The following is a 21,574-nucleotide window of genomic DNA, read 5'->3' on the forward strand; positions in this document are numbered from 1 at the left end:
ATGGCTAAGAATATCATATTGTACGGTCCTCCTGGAACGGGGAAAACATACAGATTGCAGTCTTTGATGAATAAATATATAGACTATATAATTGATGATAAGCAGATTGCTGACGCATATCATAAGGATTCAAAAGATTGGATTTTAGTTACATTGGTTCTTTTACAGAACAATGGAAGAATGAAAACTTCTGAAATTCAGCATAAGATTGACTCATTAAAGCTTGGCGTATCTGTAAATGCAGCTTCTGTACTTGAAAAACATAATACTTTGCCTGCTCCCATTCCTGACCTTAGAGAACAACCAAGAATTTTTAAGAACATGAACACCAATGAATGGTATGTGGACTTTTTCAGAGTTCAGCAGGCTCGTCCTGATTTTGTAAAAACATTCATTGATAGTGCCAAAATTTCAAAGCGATACAACTTTGTTACATTTCATCAATCATATTCTTATGAAGACTTTATTGAAGGAATACGCCCTGAGTATGTAAAAGCGACAAATTCTATTGATTATTCTCCAAAGCCCGGCGTGTTTAAGTTAATGTGTGAGGAAGCTGAACAGCATCCTGAAAAGGAATATGCTTTCTTTATTGATGAAATCAATCGTGGAAACATATCGGAGATTTTTGGAGAGCTTATCAGCTTGATTGAACTTGATAAACGTGCAGGAGAAACAGGAGCGTTATCGGCTGTTCTGCCTTATTCCAAAACTGTTTTCACTGTTCCATCAAACATCAGTATTTATGGAACTATGAATACCGCAGACAGGTCAATTGATCAAATTGATATAGCATTAAGAAGAAGGTTTAAATTTGAGCCGATGCTTCCAGATGCGGATATTATAGCAAGCGAACTTGAATTAAGGGGCATAGATGCAAGTAATATAGAAGGCGTTGATTTGATCAAGCTATTCAACACACTCAACAACAGAATCGAGTTACTCCTTGATTCTCAGCATCTTCTCGGACACGCTCTGTTTATTGGCGTTACAAACGCAGAAGATATAGCCAATGCTTTAAGAAATTCTGTTATTCCATTGCTAGAGGAATACTTCTTTGATGACATTCAAAAAATACAGCTTGTGTTTAATGATCTTGACGATACAGGTGAGTTGCGTGATGATGCAATTTATGAACATATAACGCTTGAAGCAGATTCGTTCTTCTCCTATATGGGCGATTATATGATTGATGATAAGAAGCACTACCATGTAAAGGAAACAATAACCGCTGATATTATTAAGCATATTTATGAATGATGGATACTATTGTTATTAAAGAATATGATGAACTCCACATCAAAGATAAAAGAGATATAACCAAGAATGCTATCTCAAAAGAAGATGCCATATCGCTTCAAAGTATCATTATGGATGAAGAACCTGTCTTTAAATGGGGATTCAAAAAACTGATCGCTCAGCATTGGGTAGGTACAATCTCTTTAGGTGATTTGAATATAGAAATCTTACCCAAGCTATATGGTTCTGTTTCAGAAGAGCAGTTAAGAACAGTTCTCACAAGAATGATATTGGTATCACATCAAAAACCATCAGCAAGAGAAATACCTGGCTCAACAAAACTGGATAAAAACTCTTTGATCGAGATATTGATAGATACGTTTTTATCCTCTCTTGAAAAATATGTTCAAGAAGGATTACGGCATTCATATAAAAAGATTGAAAAGAATATCAACCGAGTAAAGGGTACAATAGTATTCAACAAGCAGTTTAGTAGGAATCTCCTAAAGCCTGCAAAATTCTGGTGCCGATATTCCATGTTCACTGCCGACAATGAAATCAATCAGTTTTTTAAGCTATGTCTAAACACTATGAATATTGTCAGTAATGATCCATGTAATAAACGTCGTATTAAATATCTGCTCCCTACATTTTCCGATTTTACAACAATAAACAAAGAAAAAGCGTTGCTAAAGGATATAACTTTCAACTCTACTAATCAGAACGCCGAGGAATCATATACCTACGGCAAGCTGTTCCTCAAAAGCATTTTCAGCACTCTTAACGCAGGAAATACGCCTATTAACATGATGCTCTTTGATATGAATGCCTTATTCGAGTTGTTTATTTTCAGAGTGACACGAATAGTGTATAAAAATCGAGTATCATATCAAATGCGGGGCAACTATTTGTTGGAACGTGATTCAGATGGGAAAAAGCATATTGCTTTACGTCCGGATATAACAATCAAAGTTGATAATGATAGTTATTCTGTCATAGATACAAAGTGGAAGATTCCTAAAACTTTTTCAAAAGAGTCGGACGTTTATCAAATGAACTCTTACTCGACAAGCATTGATAAAGTGAGAGAGATAATATTGCTATATCCCTTAGTTTATAACAAGAGAATGATTGATGATTACCACTTCATTGATAGCAATGGCATTAAGAGACCACTCAAAATAAGAACCATTGATTTAATGAAATGTTTGGAATGGAGAACTTTTTTGAATGAGTTTCCCCAATATATCTTATAAGACAGGAAGTGACTGTTATGGCATTAGCCAAATGGTATAAAATAGATTTTCACACTCATACACCTGCCAGCAATTGTTTTGGTGATAAAAGTGTTACGCCTATTCAATGGCTTACTGCAGCCAAAGATGCGGGCTTGGATGCTGTTGTTATAACCGATCATAATTCGGTGGGATTTATTTCCAAGATAGACGAAATACAAAAAAGTGATGATTCTAAAGTTGACATAAAAGTATTTTATGGTATAGAATTGTGCGTTTCGGCAGATTTCACCCATATGATCATTATTTTTGATGATAAATTAAGCGTTACACGAATAGAAGATACAGTTATATCATTAGGATTAAAACGTGATGATTGGGCTGATACCACTAAAAGCATAACGGAAGACCAATTAAAAAGCCTATGTAATGAATTACGAGGACAAATATTTGTTATTCCAGCTCACTTTGCTTCTGAAAAAGGACTTGGACAAAGTAATATTAACGAGATTAAAAAATATAAAGAATTTGTTACATTTCCAGCAATCGAAGTGCGTACAAGCGAAGACGTTCGTGAGTATAATAATAAAGTCAGAAACGATGCTATTTTGCCAGCTGCATTGATTACCGGATCGGATAATCCGTCAGATAAAAACGCCAGTGTTCATTCAATAGAAGGATTTGGTAAGGCTTTTACATGGGTTAAAATGTCTGAACTCACATTTGAAGGGTTACGTCAAGTGTTTCTTGATTACGAACACCGTTGCATTAATTATTTACAATTGCAGGAGATGGGGATTGAATATGACCCTAATACAATAACCCATAATTATGTGGAAGGAATAAATTTGTCAGGATTCTCTCATATAGAAGATATTAAAATGAGATTCTCACCTTATCTTAATTGTATTGTTGGAGGACGTGGAACAGGAAAGTCTACATTAGTTGAATCTATAAGATGTGGTCTTGATTCGTCAAAACTTTTGTCAGAATGCGCCCTTATCGACAATACTCTACAAGAGGGTGGAACAATTGAAACGTTCTTTGATTTTGGTTCAACCGAAAAATACGGAGTAAAGTGTATAAGATCGAAGAAAAACAAGAGTTTTACATATGAAAACGAGACAGGAGAAGTTGATAATCCTCCCGAGTTTAAAATAGATTTTTACGGTCAGAAAGATATTTATAATCTAATTGATCAAGAAAAAAGTGATTCTACAGATAAAAGTCCGTTACTTAAAATGATCGATGAGATTATTCAGTCAAAGCTTTATTCAACCACAGACGAAATATCCAAAGCGGTATCTGAATTATTAAGACTATCTTCTGAATATCTTGATATAGTAAAGAAAACCAAGGATTTAGCATCGATTAAAACCGAAATAACTAAAGACGAGTCATTACTTAGTCGATTTAAAGCAAGTGGGCTAGAAGAAAAAAGAAAGAGATATGAATGTATTGATCAAGGCATAAAGCTTACAAGAAAAAACGCTTTGAATTACAAACAATACTTACAAACCATTATTGATTCTTTTCGTCAAAAAAGCAACGAATATGGGCTGACACTTGCACGCCTATCAGATGATAAAAAGCTTAATGCAGATGCTATAATTTTAATCGATAGTTTGCTAAAATCATGTGATACAATTATAGATACATTACTAACCGAGCAACAGACAATTGATACTCAAATTAACACATTTGAATCTGCCAATATTCATGATAAAAAACTGGAGTTAGAGAGTGAATACTTAGAGTTAGTTAATACTGTAAAAGTAACCGGAGTAGAAAATATTCAAACTATTCAGAATAGACTACAAGAAAACCGTCAGCGTAAAACTGAACTAGAAGCTTTACAGGAGCAAAGTAAAATACTCCTTGAACAGTTAAAAACTCAGATTGATCAATTTGTTTCAAAATTATTTGAACTCACTCAAAAACGTAAAGACGCTATCGATGAAATCAAAACAGAAGGCATTAAGATATCAATAATGCCTATTTCTAATATTGTTAAATGGAAGAATTGCTTACAAAAGGAATTCGGAAGAACCACATTTGAAGAAGATTTCATGAAAATATCGGAGTATATCCTTTGCAAAGAAAACAACTATGAAAACTACAAGGCGTTTCTTTTGTCGATTCTAACATCAGAAGAAAATATAATTAACAATATAAGCGCAGAGTTGAGCTTACAACCGAGATTTGTCACACTATGGAAAGATAAGGCACTAAACGGAACATTATCCTCCCTAGTCAATGTTATTCCAGAGGATAAGATTGAAATCAAAATCATACAAGATACTGAGGAAATTGATATTAATGCTGGTTCTCCTGGACAGAAATGTGCAGCTTTATTAACTCTTATTTTGAATATAGGTGATAATCCTCTGATAATCGACCAACCTGAAGACGATTTGGACAACAGTTTGATTTATAATCTTGTTGTAAAATCAATCAGGGAAATGAAAAATAGAAGACAAATCATAATTGTTACTCATAATCCTAACATACCTGTTTTGGGTGATGCAGAAGGTATCATCATATTAGAAAGAAACAAAAAGGGAAAAGTCGATTTTAGAGGAAGGAAGAAGGCTGGATGTATTGAAGAAAAGCTGATTCGCACAGGTATATGTGAAATAATGGAAGGTGGAGAAGCAGCTTTCAAAAAGAGAGAAGAAAAATATCATACCTATTAAAATGATACCTGCTGTGTCTTTATGGCACAGCAGGCACTCTCAATTAAATATAAACCATGCATTCAAAAATAATTTCTCTAGCCATGTTTTCAAAACAATTTTCAAGTCCTATTATCTCCTTCTTATCGCCTGCAAGTAAAGCAGTTTGATAATAATTATCAGTTTTCTTCCAAAGCTCTACCTGACGGGAGATAGCTTCACTGACTTTTCGTTCCATATCATCGAGGTACTGAATTATCCTACCATTATTGACAAGCCTGCGAAGCCTGTCGGGGCAATGACTGTCAGAGAAATGAAGATGATACCTGATGAAGTCAGTGTGGTAGGTTTTGCTCTCCTCGGTCTGAGTGTCAGCATTGAAATGGGTGACAGTCACGGTGTTGGTGTCCAGTCGCCACAGCGGAACGTATTTCTTTTTCAGGGAGTTGTATGCGGTCTGTTCGCTTTTGTATCTGCTCATACCGTCCACCTCACTTAATAGGCTTTATCATTTCAAGGACAAGCTGTGCGCCGACCTTGAAGCCCTTGCGGAACTCATTGCGGTTGGAGAGGTTGTGCAGTTCAATGTCCGCTGACTGGTATTCATCGAGGATTTCGTCATTATCGGGATAGGCTTTTTTCAGTTCGGCTTCTGCCTTGACAAGTCTGTCGAGGGCTGCCTTGTATGAACCGTCCATATCCTCAATTTCGGTCAGGTGGAACAGGTCATAGTCGTAAAGTTCATCGAGAATATTTTTCATTTTCGTGTCCTCCATATTATTTGGTTGTTGTTCTTCTCAAAAGAAAATAACAGGAGTATGACCATAACGTTGTCCTTTGTTTGTCCTTTACACGTTTCAAAAAGATAGAATAAAGGACAGCATAATAAAACGAGTTAAGGTTGAAAAATGCCGTAAATATGGGCTATTTCCCATATCACGGCAGGTTAGAAAATGTGAAAAATTTAATTCAATTCCCGTACGGGTCATATCAACAGAAAGCTTCAAAACAGCGCAGATACGTTGTTTTGAAGCTTTTCTTTTTTTGCTTATAAGTCAAAAACCTCTTATTTACCTCTTATTGCAAGAATACGATTTTGTAAGAACACATTGGTCTTGAATCAAAGAGTTAAACAGCATATCTGGTTTGGATACATATTATTAGAATATGTAAAATTAAAGAGGCTGTTGCAACCGCAGCACCCTCTAACCATATCCGAACATCAGAGTAAAAAACATATTAACTGGTGAAATATGCTGTTTCAGTGCGCACATCCCCAAGCCCTCTTCAAAAAAGAGGACTCGGGGGTGTTATGTTCTGCTGGTTTTTATGCCGTTTTCAGTTTAAAAATAGAAATTCCAATTCGGTTTTCTGAGATCTTATGGTTGGTGTCCTGAAAGGTCTGGAATAATATCTTATATGGGTATCCTTAGGACACAAGAGAATAACTATACATATACTGTAAAAAAGCTCTCCGCCCGTTAACTGGCAGAGAGCTTTGGATGTTATTATTTGAAAAAGTTTATGATATGATTTTTGCCGTCTTCCATGGACAAGAATTTAAAATCACCTGTATTTTCATTGAAATTTTCATTTGAAATCTCATCAGAACCGATATCCGAAATACTTTTTTCTATGGTTTTTAACTCATTTAGATTACCATCAGCAGTCTCATACAAAGTGAACTTCATCTTGCCATTATTTGTATTTACCGATACAGCATATTTACCGCTTTGTGACAAGCAGACATGACCATTATTGCCGTTTGTATTAAGATCATATTCAGTTACAGTAAAATTTTTGTCGCCGACTTTAACATTGCCGTTAGCATCGGGTCTTATTGTTGAAACACGGTTATCATCTTCAAAAGCAAGATAAATAACGTCATTATCTTTTACTTTGTGTGTTATGGGATTCGGAGGGTCATTGGTTGCTTTCATAACATTGTGTGCTGCATTTTTATTGCTGCTGGTGGTGTCAAGGGTGTAAAGATCAATTCCGTGGCTGCCATCTTTGTATATGCATTCTATGACAAGCAGATCATTTGAAACTACAGTTTTCTGGGTGTATCTATAATCTTTACTATCAAGTTCAGCGATCTTAACTGCATTTTTCTGATTTTCATAGTCGAAGCAGTAGTAAACTGTTTTGGAGGCATCATCATTCCAGATATCAAAGATCAGTTTTTTACCGTTGGGGGTAGAATATACTACATAACCCTGTTTTTCGTTGTCGAATATACCTGCTTTTTTAATATCGATATTATAATCGTAAACCAAGTTTCCGTTTGTGTCATATATGGAGTATTCCACAGGGGCATCGTCAGGATAATATGATGTTGCAAATTTATCATCAAGTGTACCACTGAAGTTTTTGTCCATGGGAACAGTAGCGATAATAGAATCAGAAGGTACATCATATATCATATAATCTGTTGCATTTTCGCTCCAACTATATACAAGATACCTGTTATCATTTATTCTGTAAATTCCATGATAAGGATAAGCGTTTTCCAACTTTGCATCGATGTCTTCACGGATCCTGTCTTTCAGACTATTTGTATTCTCCGTCTTGTTTTCGCTTTTATTCTCCTTTTTATTCTCTTTGCTGTTTTCTTTGTTGGTGTCAACTACGACGGTCTGGTTGTTACCGTTATTGATGTTCGTTGTATTGTCTTTTTTGCTTTCGGTCTTTGAATCAGTCTTGTTATTATTCTTGTTATCTTTCTTGCTGTCGTTCTTACTGTCTGTCTTACTGTCGTTCTTGCTGTCAGTTTTGCTGTCAGTATTGTCAGACGAGCTTTCGTCTGTGATATCCTCTGAATCTGTTTCGCTGTCGATATAGCTGTTGTCCTCATCATCTTCAATGTCTGTGGTGACAGTCTCTTTGTACATAGACGAATCTCTGTCATTGTTAGGTACAGTATTGTGCATATTCCTGTTCAGTGAGAATACAACTCCGCCTGCAAGAAGTATAGCTAAGCAAGCTGCGACCGCACCGCCGCGCCTCAGCTGTATCCTTCCTGTGGACTGTTCTTCATTTGTACCGTTCGGTCTTGATGTAATATTTCTTTTTGCTGTTATCACACTATTTGTATTGTTCATCTCAAATCCTGCCTTTCTCATAACAGAAGAGAGTATGCGCTGCTGTTCCTCATCGGTGAGCTTGTCATCATCGAAGGAAGCAAACTCATCAGCAAGCTTTTCTGCATCTGACAGAGATACGCTTTCTGTCAATGCGTTCAGTTTATCTTTCATTACACACCCTCCTCTAATATTTTCTTTAGTTTTTTCAGTCCGCGAGATAGTTTCATATTCAGTGTGCTGATATTCATGCCAAGGTCTTTGGCGATGTCTTTGTTTTTCTCGCCAAGATAGTATTTGCGTATAAATATCTGTTCATCAGGTTCGCCCAGCTGTTTTATGGCATCTATAAGGTCGGAATTTTCGCTGTTGTCTTCTGCGATAGTATTTTCCAGATCATCATAGTCAAGCATTTCTTCCTGTTTGCACTGTCGGTGAAATACATTTATACAGTGACGTTTTGCTATCACCATAAGCATCGCACGCACCGAGCGCATATCAAAGCCGTTTTTCTTACCCAGTTCGTAAAAAATAAGAAAGATATCACTTACAGCTTCTTCGATGTCCTCTCTGGTGCATACATCACAAAGCCGTGTATAAGCTATCTTATGTACATAAGCACTATACTGCATTACAGTCTGTGCAAGTCCTTGTTGCGTATTGCTTTTCAGCAATTGCAGCAGTTCTTTATCATTCATATGAAAACCTCGCTTATTGAAACGTTTCACTATATACAGTCAATTGATATAAGCAAAAAATCACATAGGCATAAAATTATTTGCAAAAAATATTGTAAATAATTTATGAACGCATTCAAACGCGCTGATAAGTGTGGTATAACAGATCATAATATACCCGAGATCAGGCATATTTTTTCAGCCTTTCAATTATACACTAAATGTCCATAGTTGTAAAGATTAAAAGTATCAAAGCACTGCTGTACGTAAACTCCACAGATACTTCCTTGCCAAATATACATAAATAAGCTATAATGATATCAGCAAAAGCGCTTTTGTATCAGTACATGACAATAGGTTCAACTATCAGGCAACTCAGACAGGAGCAGGATATCACACAAGAACAGTTAGCCGAAGCACTTGGCATAACATCAAGGGCGGTGAGCCAGTGGGAGTGCGACAGAACGACCCCGGATATATCTCAGCTTCCCGCCCTTGCGAATTTCTTTGATGTAACTTTTTAAAAACCTGAAAGAAAAGATAAGCAGATAACAGTACAAACCCGAAATGATATTTTTTTCGGTATTTATCATGGTTCTTTGATGATATGCAATAAATAACATAGAAAATAACTATTCATTCTGTAAAATATTAAGATATATGATATATTTATAATGTAAAACTATTGACTAATTATTTTTCGTGTAGTATAATGAAACCGTCTTTATATGAAAAAAATTGGTTGGGTGTTACTGAAACATCAAGTTAAGGAGGTTTTTCAACATGAAAAAGACAAAAAGAATAATTGCATCCGTGTTAGCGCTGACGCTGACGATGGGCTGTGCAGTACCTGCTTTTGCGGCAACAGATCCCTATGAAGATTATGATGCAAAAACAGATATTGAAGGTGCGGTGGCGATAGTTAAAGGTATAGTTGATCCTTTGGCTGCGGGCCAAAAATTTGCCGATGATCCTACTATCACAGATCAGGCTAATGAGTACGCAGGTTTTATAGACGGTGTGTACGACGCACTTAAAGATCCATTTGATATACTGAAATATATAGCTGGTTTTAAAGAGTATTACGACAAATATGAAGAATACAAGGAAACAGGATATGTAAGTATCAGCAGAGAGTATGTAAGCGAGAATTTTGATGAGCAGGCTTCCATAGTTATGACAAAGGAGGACTATGAGGATCTTACTGCAAATCCTGAAAAATACGAGCTTCATTTCATCAATGGAGAAGCTGTGATTTACCGTGACGGACTTGTATATGGTCTTGAAAACAGACCTGATGCTCTCCAGGGAGATATATTTGTGGAAATAACTGTCGCTCAGGCGTGTGAGATACTCAAGCGTATGGACAAAATATTTATGGCAGTAAATACACGAAATGAAGCCCTTCAGCAGATAGAGGATTTCATGACAGAGCACGGCTACTGGAACATTGTGGAAGATGAAATAGTTATAAAGCCTTCTAATGGCGAGTACATCACCCCCTACAATGCAGGTTCGGGCAGCGATACATACAAGATACAGAAAGGCAGCGGTTATGTATATATCGGCGATTACTGTGAGCGCAATTCGGGTGACGAGGATACGATAATATTCGACTATGACACATCGGATACTCACTTTGCCCTTTACCGTGACGGTGGTGATCTGTATATACTTGATGTTGAAAACGAAACTCTCGTATTTGTTGATGACTACTTTGAAAACTCGCTGAGTAGGGTAGAGAATATACAATTCAGTTCTGATATCACTCTTGAATATAAGGACGTAATCAAGCTGGTAAACAAAATTAAGGGCACAGCTGAGGATGATGAGCTGACTGGCTATAAAGAGTCTACCGTTATCTGGGGCGAAGAAGGAAATGATACCATTACAGCCGATGGCGGCGATGAATACTATATCCACGCAGGCAGCGGTGATAACACTATTACTGCTTCTAACGGCAATGACATTATTATTTCTGAAAATGGAAACGATTACATTACTATATCGCGTGAAAGGAACAGGCTGTTTACTTCGGAAAATCCCGGATATAACGTTATAATCAGCGGTAAAGGTGATGATACCATAAATCTTGACGGCAATAATATAGTTGTTGCAGGCGAGGGCAATGATATCATAAACAGCGGTTTCGGTGACGATGTATTCGTATATTACTATGGTGACGGCGATGACAAGATAACAGATAGTGTGAACGCATGGTCAAACGGAGGAACAGATGTTATCTATTTTGCAGACCTTACTCCCGATGATGTATATGTTCGCAGAGAGAACGGCTTTACTTTCTATGTAAAGGGCGATAAGAAGGGTTCTGTAAATATACCCGGTACTTATCAGAACGGTGCTTCAAAGTACAGGGAGCCTATCGAGTACGTGGCATTCAAGGACGGTACTGTATGGAATCTACACGATTACCTCGAACAGACCAGATATGTAGAGGATACTACCTACTTCATTGGCAAGGATTCCTTTGGATATATTATAACAGGAACAGATGACGATGATACTTACTATACTGCAAACGGTGATGATTATATTGTTCCCGGCAAGGGCAACGATTACGTAAATGCAGGCGGCGGTACCGATACCTTTGTATTCAACCGCGGTGACGGACATGATATATTTGATGAATCTAACGGTGGTTCATATCCTGCCAGCGGAGAAGACACTGTTTTCTTTGCAGATATCAATTCCGATGAAGTTCATGTGACCCGGTTTGGCAATAAAATTACCATAAAGGTCAACGACTCCGATGATGCAGTTGAACTGCCCGGTATATATCAGTCGGGATTATCCGGTCCTCTTCACCCTATCGAGAAGGCTAAGTTCGCTGACGGCGTCGAGTGGACATTCCTTGAAATGCTGAAAATGGCATGTGTAGAGGGTACTGACGGTGATGATGATTTCATAGTAGTTGACGAAACTCCTGCTATTTATTGTGGCAAGGGCAATGATAAGATACGCGGCAAGGAATTTGATGACGTGTATATCTATAACCTCGGTGACGGACATGATATTGTCAGGGATTACACCGTGTGGGGACGTTCTTACGATGAGATACGCTTCGGCAAGGGAATAACATCCGATATGCTGTGTGTAAAGGTTGACGGAAATGAAGCAGTTATGTCCATACCCAATACCGAAGATTCCGTCACCATTACAAAGGGCGAGATCGAGCTCTTTACTTTCGTGGACGGAACAAAACTGGATGAGAGCGAGATCTTCGCAAAGGCAGCCGATCATCACTACTCCGAAACACCTGAATGTGTATGGACAAATAATGAAGGCAATTACTCTGCAAAATTCGTGTTCGTATGCTCCGACTGCGGTGCAAAAGTAAGCTATGCAGCAGAAGTAGAGTGCGAAGAAGGCGATGACGGTGTTAAGGTATATACCGCCAAAGCGGCTGTTGCGGGCAAAGAGTATACCGACACATACAAGTATTCACCCTCGGCTTATAAGTCCCCTGATGTAACTTTCGAGAAGGGCACAAATGCTGTAAAGATCACATGGACAGAAGCAGTGGGCGCTGAAAAGTACGCTGTATGCGGCTATGTAAGCGGCAAGTGGCAAATGATCGCTCAAGGTAATGGAACTTCCTACGTTCTGAAAAACCTGAAGACCGGAACTAACTATAAGATAGCAGTTGCTGTTATGGTTAACGGCGAGTGGAAGATGGATAGTTACAAAGCGATAACTGTAACAACTTTGGAAGAAGTTACAGCTAAATATCCTGCAGTTGAAAATATCAATTACAACGAGCAGTATCACCAGTTCAGACTCAGCTGGACAAAGGTAAATGGCGCATCCCAGTACGGTGTCGCTGTTAAGATCGCAGGCAAGTGGAAAGTATACGCATATACCGATGCCAATACCACAACATTTACATCTCCCAAGCTGAAAGCGGGCAGCACATACGAAATGGTGATATGTGCTAAGGTTAACGGCAAGTGGGACACTTCAAACCTTAATGCAAGAGCATTCAAAGTCACTGTAAAGTGATCAAGTGTACAAAATAACAGACAAAACAAGGGGCTGTTGCAGCTCCAAACAAAGAAAAAGAGCCTGGCACAGACCTGAAAAGACCTGAAAGGTAGTGCCAAGCTCTTCTTTTTGTGGTATAATATAATTGCAAAACCATTAAACCAACGAAAGGATTGTACCACAAAGTGGACGAGATCACCAGACTATCAGCAGGGGAGCTTAGTGATCCGTTGTCGCTTCTTGAAAGCCTGAACTATATCAGGACAATTGAACAGCGCAGTGGACAAAAAGGCAGACCCAAAGTAACTATTTACATAAATCCAAACATATATAATTGATTTTACTGAATTTACTGGAATTTACTGAAATCTCTTTTCAGTAAAATAAAATCCCTATTTTACGGCGTTTGAGAGCAAAAAAACATTTTACTGAATTTACTGGCGGGGTAATACATTTTTTTGAATTTACTGATAGGGTAATACGGACACTTTAAAAATTAAATTTACCATATAATGGTAATTATACCCATATTTCACATTTTCACCTCTACCTGTTCAGTAAATTCAGTAAAATAAAAAACGGTGCTGAAACGCAGCTTTTTCGGGGGTTTATTTTACTGAAAATCGGATTCAGTAAAATTCAGAAAAATCAGTAAAATGTTTAGCGTGCTAAAGTGAAATGGGTCTATCCATGAAAAAAATACCTGATGACCGTATATACCTATTTCGTTTCGGGCGAAAAATATACTCCCCGACCGTTTTTGAACTGAAAACGGCATAAAAACCAGCAGAACATAACACCCCCGAGTCCTCTTTTTTGAAGAAGGCTTGGGGGTGTGTGCACTGAAACAGCTTATTTCACCATTAAATATGTTTTTTTACTCTGATGTTCGGATATGGTTAGAGGGTGCTGCGGTTGCAACAGCCTCTTTATAAGATAAATACATATCAGAAAAATGATAACTAACTCTCTTCAAGTGTACTGTTCATATCACTATTTTTGATATACTCATACTGTTTCCTTATGCGCTGTCGTGCCTGCTCTCTGAGGTGAGCGGGACCCATTATCTCTATAACGGGACCAAAACTCAGCAGACGTATCAGAACCTCTGTTTCGTCCTGCTCATCATACCACAGTTCGACTGTATATTCACCCGTCTGTGTATCTCTGACAGTGTGCTTTTCGTAGGCTGCGAATTCCATCATGAAGCGTTCCACACCGCTGCGCTCCGTTGTAACTCTAATGACAGCCGGTTCACTGCATTTTCGGCTTTGAAAGTATTCATCAATGGATACAGGCGTCCTGAATACCCTGCCTGTATCGGTTATTTCGGTTATACGCCCGATATTGATTATGCCGCTGCTCTTTATCCTGCCGTTCCTGAGAAGATAGCAGTAGGCTCTGAATTTATCATTTTTGGGAGAGTATTCAAGCTTCAGCAGCACGAATATTCCCCTCATGTGATTTCCGTGTCCCGAAATGAAGTCGATATACACTATACTCCTGCGTTTTACCGCTTTCAGTGCAGTACGGAAATGACTTATGTATTCCTCGTCGTGATAATCGTCACTGTCGGCAAATCGGTCGGTATACCGAAACTGCTCTTCTCTGTAAAGCGGAGGAATATTCCCGAGTTTTTCATTCAGCGCCGAGATAACATCTTCGTCCATAAAAAGCCTTATCCTAGGGTCGGCAAGCTTTGCTTTTAGCCAGCTTTTCTGTATGCCTGTAAGAAGTTTTACAGGCGCATTTTTGGTTATCCGCTGAAGTTTACCGTCTTCGGTGCGCTTAAAAAGTCCAGTACTTTCACTGCCCGGGATAAGCTTCTGCGGAAGAAAAAGCAGAGTATCCTTGAACCCCTCACGCATCACAGTTTCTCTGACAGTTTTTTCATCGGTCAGTTCCTTTTCAAGCAGTTTTGCAGTTATCCTGAAATATGTACCGTATATCTCACTGAATATGTTCATCGCTATCACCGCCATACATTTCTTCCATACGTATGATATCATTATAAAAACGCTGAATTATATCACTTGTTCCGCCTTCGATATTAACTATCCTGCCGATGAATGTCTTTGCCCAATGCATGATCTCGTTAGGATCGAAAACATCAGCTGTCAGGGTATAAAGGTTCTCTTCGATTTTTTCGAGGGTGCAACAGCGTTTTTCTCTATTAAGACGTTCTATTATGTAGGGCTCTTTATCCTCATCAACACAGAATGTGATCTTCATAGGTGTTACCGTACCTGTCTCCCGACGTGTGCCAAAGGATACACCGAAACAGCGGGATATGTTCTTTTCATATTTGGCTTTCAGTTCATCGTAGTTTTCACATACTGTGCTCTTTTTTATGGTCTTTATATAGTCGAGCCTAAATGATGAAAATCTTTTGACCGCAGGTATATATGCCGCAAGATACTGCCGCCCTGTCTGTACAGAAACAAGTATCTGCATCGGTACGACCTGAGCTTCACGCCCGTTATCATCACTGTCACTGCGCTTCTTTGCCGAAAAAGTTTGAAGGGTGATATACCTTTTTTCCTCCATTCCGGAAAGTATCTCGGGTATCAGTATATCTTCCAGAGTATGTATTATATAATTGTGTTTTATGAAAAACAGGTCGTTATCCATACCTGCTGTTTTGAGAATACTGTTTCCGATAACACCAAAATGCTGTACCTCTGAGAAATATTTCAGTGCATCATCAAGCACCTCAAAGTGGCTTATGTATTCGTCAGCCCTGTCACCGCAGAGGGAATAGTAAAGTGTCTTCCCACGCTTTTCGGATAAAACAAGCCCCTCCTGTGTATACTCTTTCAGCTTGTTGCGGACTGTCTGTTCATCGAAAAGCATCGAGTACTCGCTGTTGAGTTCATCGACTATATCTTTCAGCGCCCTGTATTCTCCATCGGAAAGTATATCCGTCAGCAGAAAATGCAGAAGCATATCATTGTCTGTGAAACTCTTAGAATAAAAAGCGTTGTAAAGTGGGTTTTCTGGTATGTGACCGCTGTCAACGGATATGGATACGCTCCTGCCGTGTACCGAGTCATCATATCGCATATAATCACCCATCCAGCTTTCAACACGCCGCTTTTCGTCACTGTAGGTACGCAAACTCTTGCGGTCAAAGTCACTCCTGACTTTGCAGCCATATATGAAAAAATCACGGATATAATCTCGGGTCTTGCCGAAATTTTTGATAAGCTCTGAAAAACCTGCCATGTTACACTCTCCTTTCTTACATTTATATAATAGCATATCTCATACCAAATGTAAAGCACAGTATCACAGCTATGGCTAGGGTTGCAGAAAAAATTATATGATTATTTTGGTACACTGTGCTATACTATGATCAAGCTAAAGAGAACAAACGAGAACAAAGAGTATTGAAAGAAGTGAAGGATATGTTCGTACATTTTAATAAAGACGATGGAATGCTCCCCATAAAAATATGGCAGAGCGATATCGAGGCGATCGGTGAAAAGTGCTTGACTCAGGCTGAGCATCTGGCTAAATTGCCATTTGCGAAAAAGTGGATAGCTCTGATGCCCGATACCCATGCGGGAAAAGGTATGCCGATCGGCGGCGTCATCGCCTGTGAAAACGCTGTGATACCCAATGCGGTCGGCGTTGATATCGGCTGCGGAATGGCTTACGTACAGACTGATATTCCCGTGTCGCTTCTCCGTGAGACAATGACAGGCAGTGGCGATCTGGTAAAGACAATCTGCGGAGATATCCTCAGAAATATCCCCACAGGCTATAACCATTACAAGACCCCGCAAGCTTCCGAAGTGCTTGACCGTGCCAAGGCCGAGATGGGTAAATATGAAGCAGACAAAGAACTTATCCCTCAGATAGAGGAAGGATATTTTCAGGCAGGCACCCTCGGCGGAGGAAACCATTTCATAGAGATTCAGCAGGACGATGAGGGTATGTGCGGCATAATGCTCCATTCGGGCAGCCGCCATTTCGGAAATATCGTTGGTCAGTATTTCAATAAAATAGCACATGAACTCAACGACAGATGGTTCTCATTTGTACCTTCCGAGTGGGATCTTCCTTTTCTTCCTGTGGAAACCGATGAGGGAAAAAGATACCTTGCCTGGATGCAGCTGTGCATGGATTTCGCATATGAGAACCGTGCAATAATGCTCGGCAAGGTCAAGGAGATTTTTACCAAACATATCGAAAATCACACAGGTATAACTCCCATTTTCTCTGATGAGATAAACTGCCACCACAACTACGCGGCGCTTGAAAGCCATTTCGGAAAGAACGTATGGGTACACCGCAAGGGTGCTATACGTGCACGCGAAGGAGAAATGGGCATAATTCCCGGAGCAATGGGTTCATACAGCTATATAGTCCGCGGAAAGGGTTGTGAAGAAAGCTTTATGTCATCATCACACGGTGCGGGAAGAGCATATTCACGTACTGCGGCTATGGAAAAATTCTCGGTCGAATCGGTCATGGTTGACCTCAAAAAACAGAACGTAGTGCTTGCGAAAAACAAGAAGTCTGATGTCCCTGAAGAGTCACGATTTGCATACAAGGATATCAATGATGTCATGGCAAATCAGCAGGAACTCACCGAACCTGTTAAGCGGCTGTTCACGGTAGGTGTTATAAAAGGATAATAAGGAGTTAATATCATGCAGCTGGAGATCACAAAAGAGCTTTTAAAGTACACCTTCGGTTATACGCCACAGCTTGATGTCAATGAAAAATATCCCCTCGGAATGAAAGTAATATATATGCCGACTGCATATCTCTTCGATACAGATACTTACCTTTTATTCGTTAAGGACAGTGATGAAGCTGGATATCTTACGGATACCATACCTTTTCCCATAGTGAAACAGCATGAAGCTATGCACGCATATGTTGACAGTATCAATAATAAGCGCATAACAAATATATTCAAACATCTCCCGGAAGAAGATTTCGGTATAGTTTTCTGGGGAGTGTTTGATGATGGCGGTGAAAACTTCCGCGCTTATCACAGGTTTGAAGATAGTTACAGATATAGCGCTATCATTAAATGGTGTGATAACAACAATATCCCTTACTACATAAAAAATTCTGATATTTTACAGGTGCTCCAAAATTGTCAGAACTGACGATGCGAAAAAAATAAGGCACAAACAGCAGTTGTCATTCTTATTTCAATGATTGAAAGTGCCTTGCAGAACTAAAGTAGAATTTTTCGGCTCTCACAGCATTATTTTGTCCACGGCGGAGGTGCTGCACCGACAGCGCCGCCATAAAAGACGAGCCGAGTGAATAAGACGCAGACAGCAAAAATTCATGTTATTCCAAAACATAAAAGCGTCTTGAGTATAAAAGAAAAAGTATCGGCATTAACAGCATTATCTTAGGGGCTCAGACACCATCGCAAAACGACAAGGGCTGAGTAAAAAAATGTGCCGAGGTCAAAAGTGATAAGTCAGCAACAGCATTTATAAGCGGTATAACGCAGGTCCGAATCCTGCCCTGCACGAAAGCGTGTGGTAAAATGCTGACTTGAAAGGAGAAATAACTATGTTGAATTTTTTGAAGAAAGAAGCAAACATGACACTTACCGAAAACGGTGGTACAGCATTCAGTTCAAGCGAATCTTTTTGCCTTGATATGTTTTTCAAGGCGGGCGCGATGCGCAATTCTTCCGAGGAAGAGATAGCGCAGACCGTCATTAGAGCGTACACCGAGAACCCCGACAAGACCATGAAGACCGTATTTTTTGCAAGAGATGCAAGGGGAGGTCTGGGCGAAAGACGATTTTTCCGCTGTGCAATTTCAGCACTGGCTGACTTCGCACCCGAGTCTGTAAGAAAGAACATTCCTCTCTTCGCAGAATATGGCAGATACGACGACCTGTGCATACTGCTGGGTACAGAACTGGAAAAAGATGCAGCAGGTGTTATCATAATGCAGCTCCAAAAAGATATCAAAGCTATGCAGGAAAATCAGCCTGCATCACTGCTGGCAAAGTGGCTGCCTTCGGTAAATGCGTCCTCAAAGGATACCAGGAATAAGGGCAGACGCATGGCATCACTGCTGGGTATGAGCGAGCCTATGTACAGAAAAACTCTGTCCGCACTGAGAAAGTACACAGATATACTGGAAAATCGTCTGCGTGAACGTGACTATACTTTCAATTATGAGGTACAGCCCTCATGTGCGATGTTCAAGTACAGAAGTGCGTTCATCCGCAATGACGGCGAGCGCTATACCGAGTACCTGAACAAGGTAAATAATGGCGAAGCAAAACTCAATGCAGGCAGACTTTACCCTTATGACATAGTACGTGCTGTACTGAATGGCGGTGTCTCCGCAGAAGAAAGACTGTCTCTGGATACATCATGGAAATCTCTGCCCGACCTGACTGCGGCAAAGGGTGAAAACGCTCTTGCAGTCATCGACGGTTCAGGCTCCATGACATGGGGCATGGGTGGTATACGCCCCATCGATGCCGCGCTGTCGCTGGGCATATACTTTGCCGAACACAACAAGGGTGCATTCGCAGACCATTTCATAACCTTTTCGCATAAACCCCGTCTTGTGAAGATAGAGGGTAAGGATATCGTGGATAAGGTGAAGTATTGCAGCACCTTCAACGAGGTTGCAAATACCAACCTTGAAGCTGTGTTCACGCTGATACTGCGCACCGCTGTTAATAACAAGGTGAAGCAGGCTGATATGCCCTCAAAGCTCTATATCATATCGGATATGCAGTTTGACAGCTGTATCATAGGCGGCAACAGCGAGCCTATGTTCCGCGAAATGAGAAAACTCTATCGCAAGCATGGCTATGAACTGCCCGAGGTGATATTCTGGAATGTAAAATCCAGATGTGACGCAGTACCCGTGACCCGCTCCGAGACAGGTGCGGCACTGGTATCAGGTTATTCGCCTGCAGTGTTCGATATGGTCATAGGCGGAGAATGTTCGCCCGAAGCCGTGATGAACAAGATACTTTCTTCTGAAAGATATTCTGCCGTCAGGGCAGCATAATAGCAAAGGGGCTGCAACAGCCCCTTTTTCAAATATTGTTCTGCTTGCAAAAATCATCAAATGATCCTACATATCTGATCTTCTGTGTAATATTACCCATGGAACATTTATCTTCACCGGCTATCACAGCTGATAACCAAACTTTTCTTTCTGTCATATCGTAAAAAGAAAAACAAAGCTTTCTCTGCGTTTCCTCTTTCATAGCTTTCATCAGAGCATAGATACGATCTCTGTGCTCGTTTTTGCATATCACACCGAAAGAAATAACATCCATCTGGTCACAAGGTTCCCTGTAAAGATTGAACACCAGGCAGTTGCTTTTGTGATCCCCGATCACCCAGATGTCACCTTCGCCTGAATTCTGTTCCAAAAAGAAGTTTTCTAACTTTTCAGTATAAACATTATCAATGTATATTCCAAAAATATCCGTAATAGCTTTCAGATTGGGATTAATATTATCTTCTTTACTCGGATGCCCATAGAGCACTATGCATATAGGTGATGCTACGCGAAAAGTGCGCACATCAGATTTTAATTCAAATTTATCCACCAGCTTTGCGAAAAGCCCATTGCAGCCTTCCTCTATATCGGAATAGGCTTTGCTGAAATCACGGCTATACCAAGGATCGAAAACATCGTCACCACGATCTGCGAATGTAAGGAGCTTACATATCTTTCCGTCTTTATCACCGCCGAAGATACGGTTCATATTGCGTATATTTGCGGCATCCATGCCGATGAGGTAGTCGTATTTATCATAGTCCGTCTTTTGCAGCTGAACCGCAGTTTTGCCCGCAAAGCCGACACCGTGTTTGGCAAGTTCCGATCTTGCCGGGGGATATACAGGATTTCCCAATTCTTCGATGCTTGTTGCACATGATACGATATAAAAATCATCGCTGTATCCTGCATCGGATACTATTTTTTTCATTATAAATTCAGCCATTGGCGATCTGCAGATATTGCCGTGGCAAACGAACATTATTTTTATCATACTTTTCTCCTCTCTGATCTGCTTTACTCAGTATATCGGTACGAAAACGGATAATTTCAGTGCTTTGAAACAGCCCATCTCGGACCTTCTTCTCCGATAACTCCATTGATAGCAAATCCGCATTTTTCAAGCACTTTTTTTGAAGCGGTATTATCGGGATCGGTCTCCGCTTCAACAGCGGTGACTTCAGGACGTGAAAACGCCCATTCCAGTACCCCTTTGACTGCTTCGGTAGCATAACCCTTATTCTGATATTCTTCGGAGATACCGTATCCGATCTCTGCAATACCGTCCGCAGAAAGCCCCTTGAAGCAGAGTTCTCCGATATGAGTGCCATCTTTCAATTCGATCATCCATATCGCATACCAGTCCCATTGATACGGGTTAGCCAGACAGCCATTCAGCATTTCGGTGTAAGCCGATTTTAGGATTTCTACGGTCTGCGCTTCGATGAAAGCTTCCATATTCTCCTGAGATGCGGCATATATTTTTAATCTGTTTGTTTCTATCATTTCGTTTCACCTTTCGGATGTATTTTTTCGTTCCATATCATTATAACATAATCATTCGGTTTCATCAAGTCAGGAGCATCAAAATATAATTTCAGATGGGCTGAAAGATATTTAGTTTTGATTTCGTCGATGGTTAA

General features: G+C 39.7%; 17 protein-coding genes. 9 read left to right on the forward strand and 8 right to left on the reverse strand.

Features of this window, described 5'->3' with window-relative positions:
• From N773_RS0101585 to N773_RS0101595, 3 genes are read left to right on the forward strand one after another with little or no spacing between them, the layout of a single operon-like run.
• The gene (locus N773_RS0101585) at positions 1-1,260 is read left to right on the forward strand and encodes an McrB family protein (protein ID WP_024856128.1); all 1,260 of its coding nucleotides are present in this window, start codon (positions 1-3) and stop codon (positions 1,258-1,260) included.
• On the forward strand, positions 1,260-2,495 hold the full coding sequence (locus N773_RS0101590; RefSeq protein ID WP_196231589.1) for an McrC family protein: 1,236 nt from the start codon (positions 1,260-1,262) through the stop codon (positions 2,493-2,495). Before N773_RS0101585 ends, N773_RS0101590 begins: the two co-directional genes overlap by 1 nt.
• Before the next feature lie 17 nt (positions 2,496-2,512).
• Positions 2,513-5,170, forward strand: coding sequence for a TrlF family AAA-like ATPase (locus tag N773_RS0101595; protein WP_024856130.1), 2,658 nt, complete (start codon positions 2,513-2,515; stop codon positions 5,168-5,170).
• A 43-nt stretch (positions 5,171-5,213) separates the two neighbouring features.
• On the opposite strand, the gene N773_RS0101600 is transcribed toward N773_RS0101595, so the two are convergent.
• The 4 genes from N773_RS0101600 to N773_RS0101615 form a co-directional block, all read right to left on the reverse strand.
• Positions 5,214-5,630 carry a hypothetical protein gene (locus N773_RS0101600; protein ID WP_024856131.1) on the reverse strand — a complete coding sequence of 139 codons (417 nt, stop codon included), beginning with the start codon at positions 5,628-5,630 and terminating at the stop codon, positions 5,214-5,216.
• A gap of 10 nt (positions 5,631-5,640) precedes the next feature.
• Positions 5,641-5,910 (reverse strand): DUF6809 family protein, encoded by a 270-nt coding sequence (locus N773_RS0101605; protein ID WP_024856132.1) that lies wholly within the window; start codon positions 5,908-5,910, stop codon positions 5,641-5,643.
• A gap of 747 nt (positions 5,911-6,657) precedes the next feature.
• Positions 6,658-8,406, reverse strand: coding sequence for a hypothetical protein (locus tag N773_RS0101610; protein ID WP_024856133.1), 1,749 nt, complete (start codon positions 8,404-8,406; stop codon positions 6,658-6,660).
• A complete protein-coding gene (locus tag N773_RS0101615) occupies positions 8,406-8,930 on the reverse strand; it encodes an RNA polymerase sigma factor (RefSeq protein ID WP_024856134.1) in 525 nt (174 codons plus the stop codon). Before N773_RS0101615 ends, N773_RS0101610 begins: the two co-directional genes overlap by 1 nt.
• Before the next feature lie 326 nt (positions 8,931-9,256).
• Here N773_RS0101615 and N773_RS21720 point away from each other — a divergent pair, with 326 nt between their 5' ends.
• The 3 genes from N773_RS21720 to N773_RS22480 all read left to right on the forward strand — a co-directional run bounded on the left by N773_RS21720 (position 9,257) and on the right by N773_RS22480 (position 13,249).
• Positions 9,257-9,433, forward strand: a complete 177-nt coding sequence (locus N773_RS21720) for a helix-turn-helix domain-containing protein (protein WP_242840339.1) — start codon at positions 9,257-9,259, stop codon at positions 9,431-9,433.
• Positions 9,434-9,692: 259 nt separating this feature from the next.
• Positions 9,693-12,929 (forward strand): calcium-binding protein, encoded by a 3,237-nt coding sequence (locus N773_RS20970; protein ID WP_024856136.1) that lies wholly within the window; start codon positions 9,693-9,695, stop codon positions 12,927-12,929.
• A 167-nt stretch (positions 12,930-13,096) separates the two neighbouring features.
• Complete coding sequence (locus N773_RS22480) at positions 13,097-13,249, forward strand: hypothetical protein (RefSeq protein WP_196231590.1); 153 nt, start codon at positions 13,097-13,099, stop codon at positions 13,247-13,249.
• A gap of 624 nt (positions 13,250-13,873) precedes the next feature.
• On the opposite strand, the gene N773_RS0101630 is transcribed toward N773_RS22480, so the two are convergent.
• Both N773_RS0101630 and N773_RS0101635 read right to left on the reverse strand, forming a co-directional pair.
• Complete coding sequence (locus tag N773_RS0101630; protein WP_024856137.1) at positions 13,874-14,878, reverse strand: WYL domain-containing protein; 1,005 nt, start codon at positions 14,876-14,878, stop codon at positions 13,874-13,876.
• Positions 14,862-16,136, reverse strand: a complete 1,275-nt coding sequence (locus N773_RS0101635; protein WP_024856138.1) for a WYL domain-containing protein — start codon at positions 16,134-16,136, stop codon at positions 14,862-14,864. Before N773_RS0101635 ends, N773_RS0101630 begins: the two co-directional genes overlap by 17 nt.
• A gap of 182 nt (positions 16,137-16,318) precedes the next feature.
• On the opposite strand from N773_RS0101635, the gene N773_RS0101640 reads away from it, so the two are divergent.
• The 3 genes from N773_RS0101640 (at position 16,319) to N773_RS0101650 (ending at position 19,931) form a co-directional block, all read left to right on the forward strand.
• Positions 16,319-17,554, forward strand: a complete 1,236-nt coding sequence (locus N773_RS0101640) for an RtcB family protein (protein WP_024856139.1) — start codon at positions 16,319-16,321, stop codon at positions 17,552-17,554.
• 15 nt (positions 17,555-17,569) lie between these two features.
• Entirely contained in the window at positions 17,570-18,037 is a 468-nt protein-coding gene (locus N773_RS0101645) for a hypothetical protein (RefSeq protein WP_024856140.1), read from the forward strand.
• Between the two features lie 421 nt (positions 18,038-18,458).
• A complete protein-coding gene (locus N773_RS0101650) occupies positions 18,459-19,931 on the forward strand; it encodes a DUF2828 family protein (RefSeq protein WP_024856141.1) in 1,473 nt (490 codons plus the stop codon).
• Between the two features lie 28 nt (positions 19,932-19,959).
• On the opposite strand, the gene N773_RS23380 is transcribed toward N773_RS0101650, so the two are convergent.
• On the reverse strand, positions 19,960-20,925 hold the full coding sequence (locus N773_RS23380) for a low molecular weight protein-tyrosine-phosphatase (RefSeq protein WP_024856142.1): 966 nt from the start codon (positions 20,923-20,925) through the stop codon (positions 19,960-19,962).
• Between the two features lie 56 nt (positions 20,926-20,981).
• Positions 20,982-21,437: a GNAT family N-acetyltransferase gene (locus N773_RS19560; protein WP_024856143.1), complete on the reverse strand. Its 456-nt coding sequence runs from the start codon at positions 21,435-21,437 to the stop codon at positions 20,982-20,984.
• Between the last annotated feature and the right edge of the window lie 137 nt (positions 21,438-21,574).

This window comes from Ruminococcus albus AD2013 (assembly GCF_000526775.1).
Lineage (GTDB): Bacteria > Bacillota > Clostridia > Oscillospirales > Ruminococcaceae > Hominimerdicola > Hominimerdicola alba_A.

Bases quoted from the DNA above. Each gene is read 5' to 3' on its own strand.
- N773_RS0101585 (WP_024856128.1), top strand. From the start codon at position 1: ATGGCTAAGAATATCATATTGTACGGTCCTCCTGGAACGGGGAAAACA.
- N773_RS0101635 (WP_024856138.1), bottom strand. From the start codon at position 16,136: ATGGCAGGTTTTTCAGAGCTTATCAAAAATTTCGGCAAGACCCGAGAT.
- N773_RS0101595 (WP_024856130.1), top strand. From the start codon at position 2,513: ATGGCATTAGCCAAATGGTATAAAATAGATTTTCACACTCATACACCT.
- N773_RS21720 (WP_242840339.1), top strand. From the start codon at position 9,257: ATGACAATAGGTTCAACTATCAGGCAACTCAGACAGGAGCAGGATATC.
- N773_RS0101600 (WP_024856131.1), bottom strand. From the start codon at position 5,630: ATGAGCAGATACAAAAGCGAACAGACCGCATACAACTCCCTGAAAAAG.
- N773_RS0101640 (WP_024856139.1), top strand. From the start codon at position 16,319: ATGTTCGTACATTTTAATAAAGACGATGGAATGCTCCCCATAAAAATA.
- N773_RS0101650 (WP_024856141.1), top strand. From the start codon at position 18,459: ATGTTGAATTTTTTGAAGAAAGAAGCAAACATGACACTTACCGAAAAC.
- N773_RS0101615 (WP_024856134.1), bottom strand. From the start codon at position 8,930: ATGAATGATAAAGAACTGCTGCAATTGCTGAAAAGCAATACGCAACAA.
- N773_RS19560 (WP_024856143.1), bottom strand. From the start codon at position 21,437: ATGATAGAAACAAACAGATTAAAAATATATGCCGCATCTCAGGAGAAT.
- N773_RS0101610 (WP_024856133.1), bottom strand. From the start codon at position 8,406: ATGAAAGATAAACTGAACGCATTGACAGAAAGCGTATCTCTGTCAGAT.
- N773_RS20970 (WP_024856136.1), top strand. From the start codon at position 9,693: ATGAAAAAGACAAAAAGAATAATTGCATCCGTGTTAGCGCTGACGCTG.
- N773_RS0101630 (WP_024856137.1), bottom strand. From the start codon at position 14,878: ATGAACATATTCAGTGAGATATACGGTACATATTTCAGGATAACTGCA.
- N773_RS23380 (WP_024856142.1), bottom strand. From the start codon at position 20,925: ATGATAAAAATAATGTTCGTTTGCCACGGCAATATCTGCAGATCGCCA.
- N773_RS0101590 (WP_196231589.1), top strand. From the start codon at position 1,260: ATGGATACTATTGTTATTAAAGAATATGATGAACTCCACATCAAAGAT.
- N773_RS0101645 (WP_024856140.1), top strand. From the start codon at position 17,570: ATGCAGCTGGAGATCACAAAAGAGCTTTTAAAGTACACCTTCGGTTAT.
- N773_RS0101605 (WP_024856132.1), bottom strand. From the start codon at position 5,910: ATGAAAAATATTCTCGATGAACTTTACGACTATGACCTGTTCCACCTG.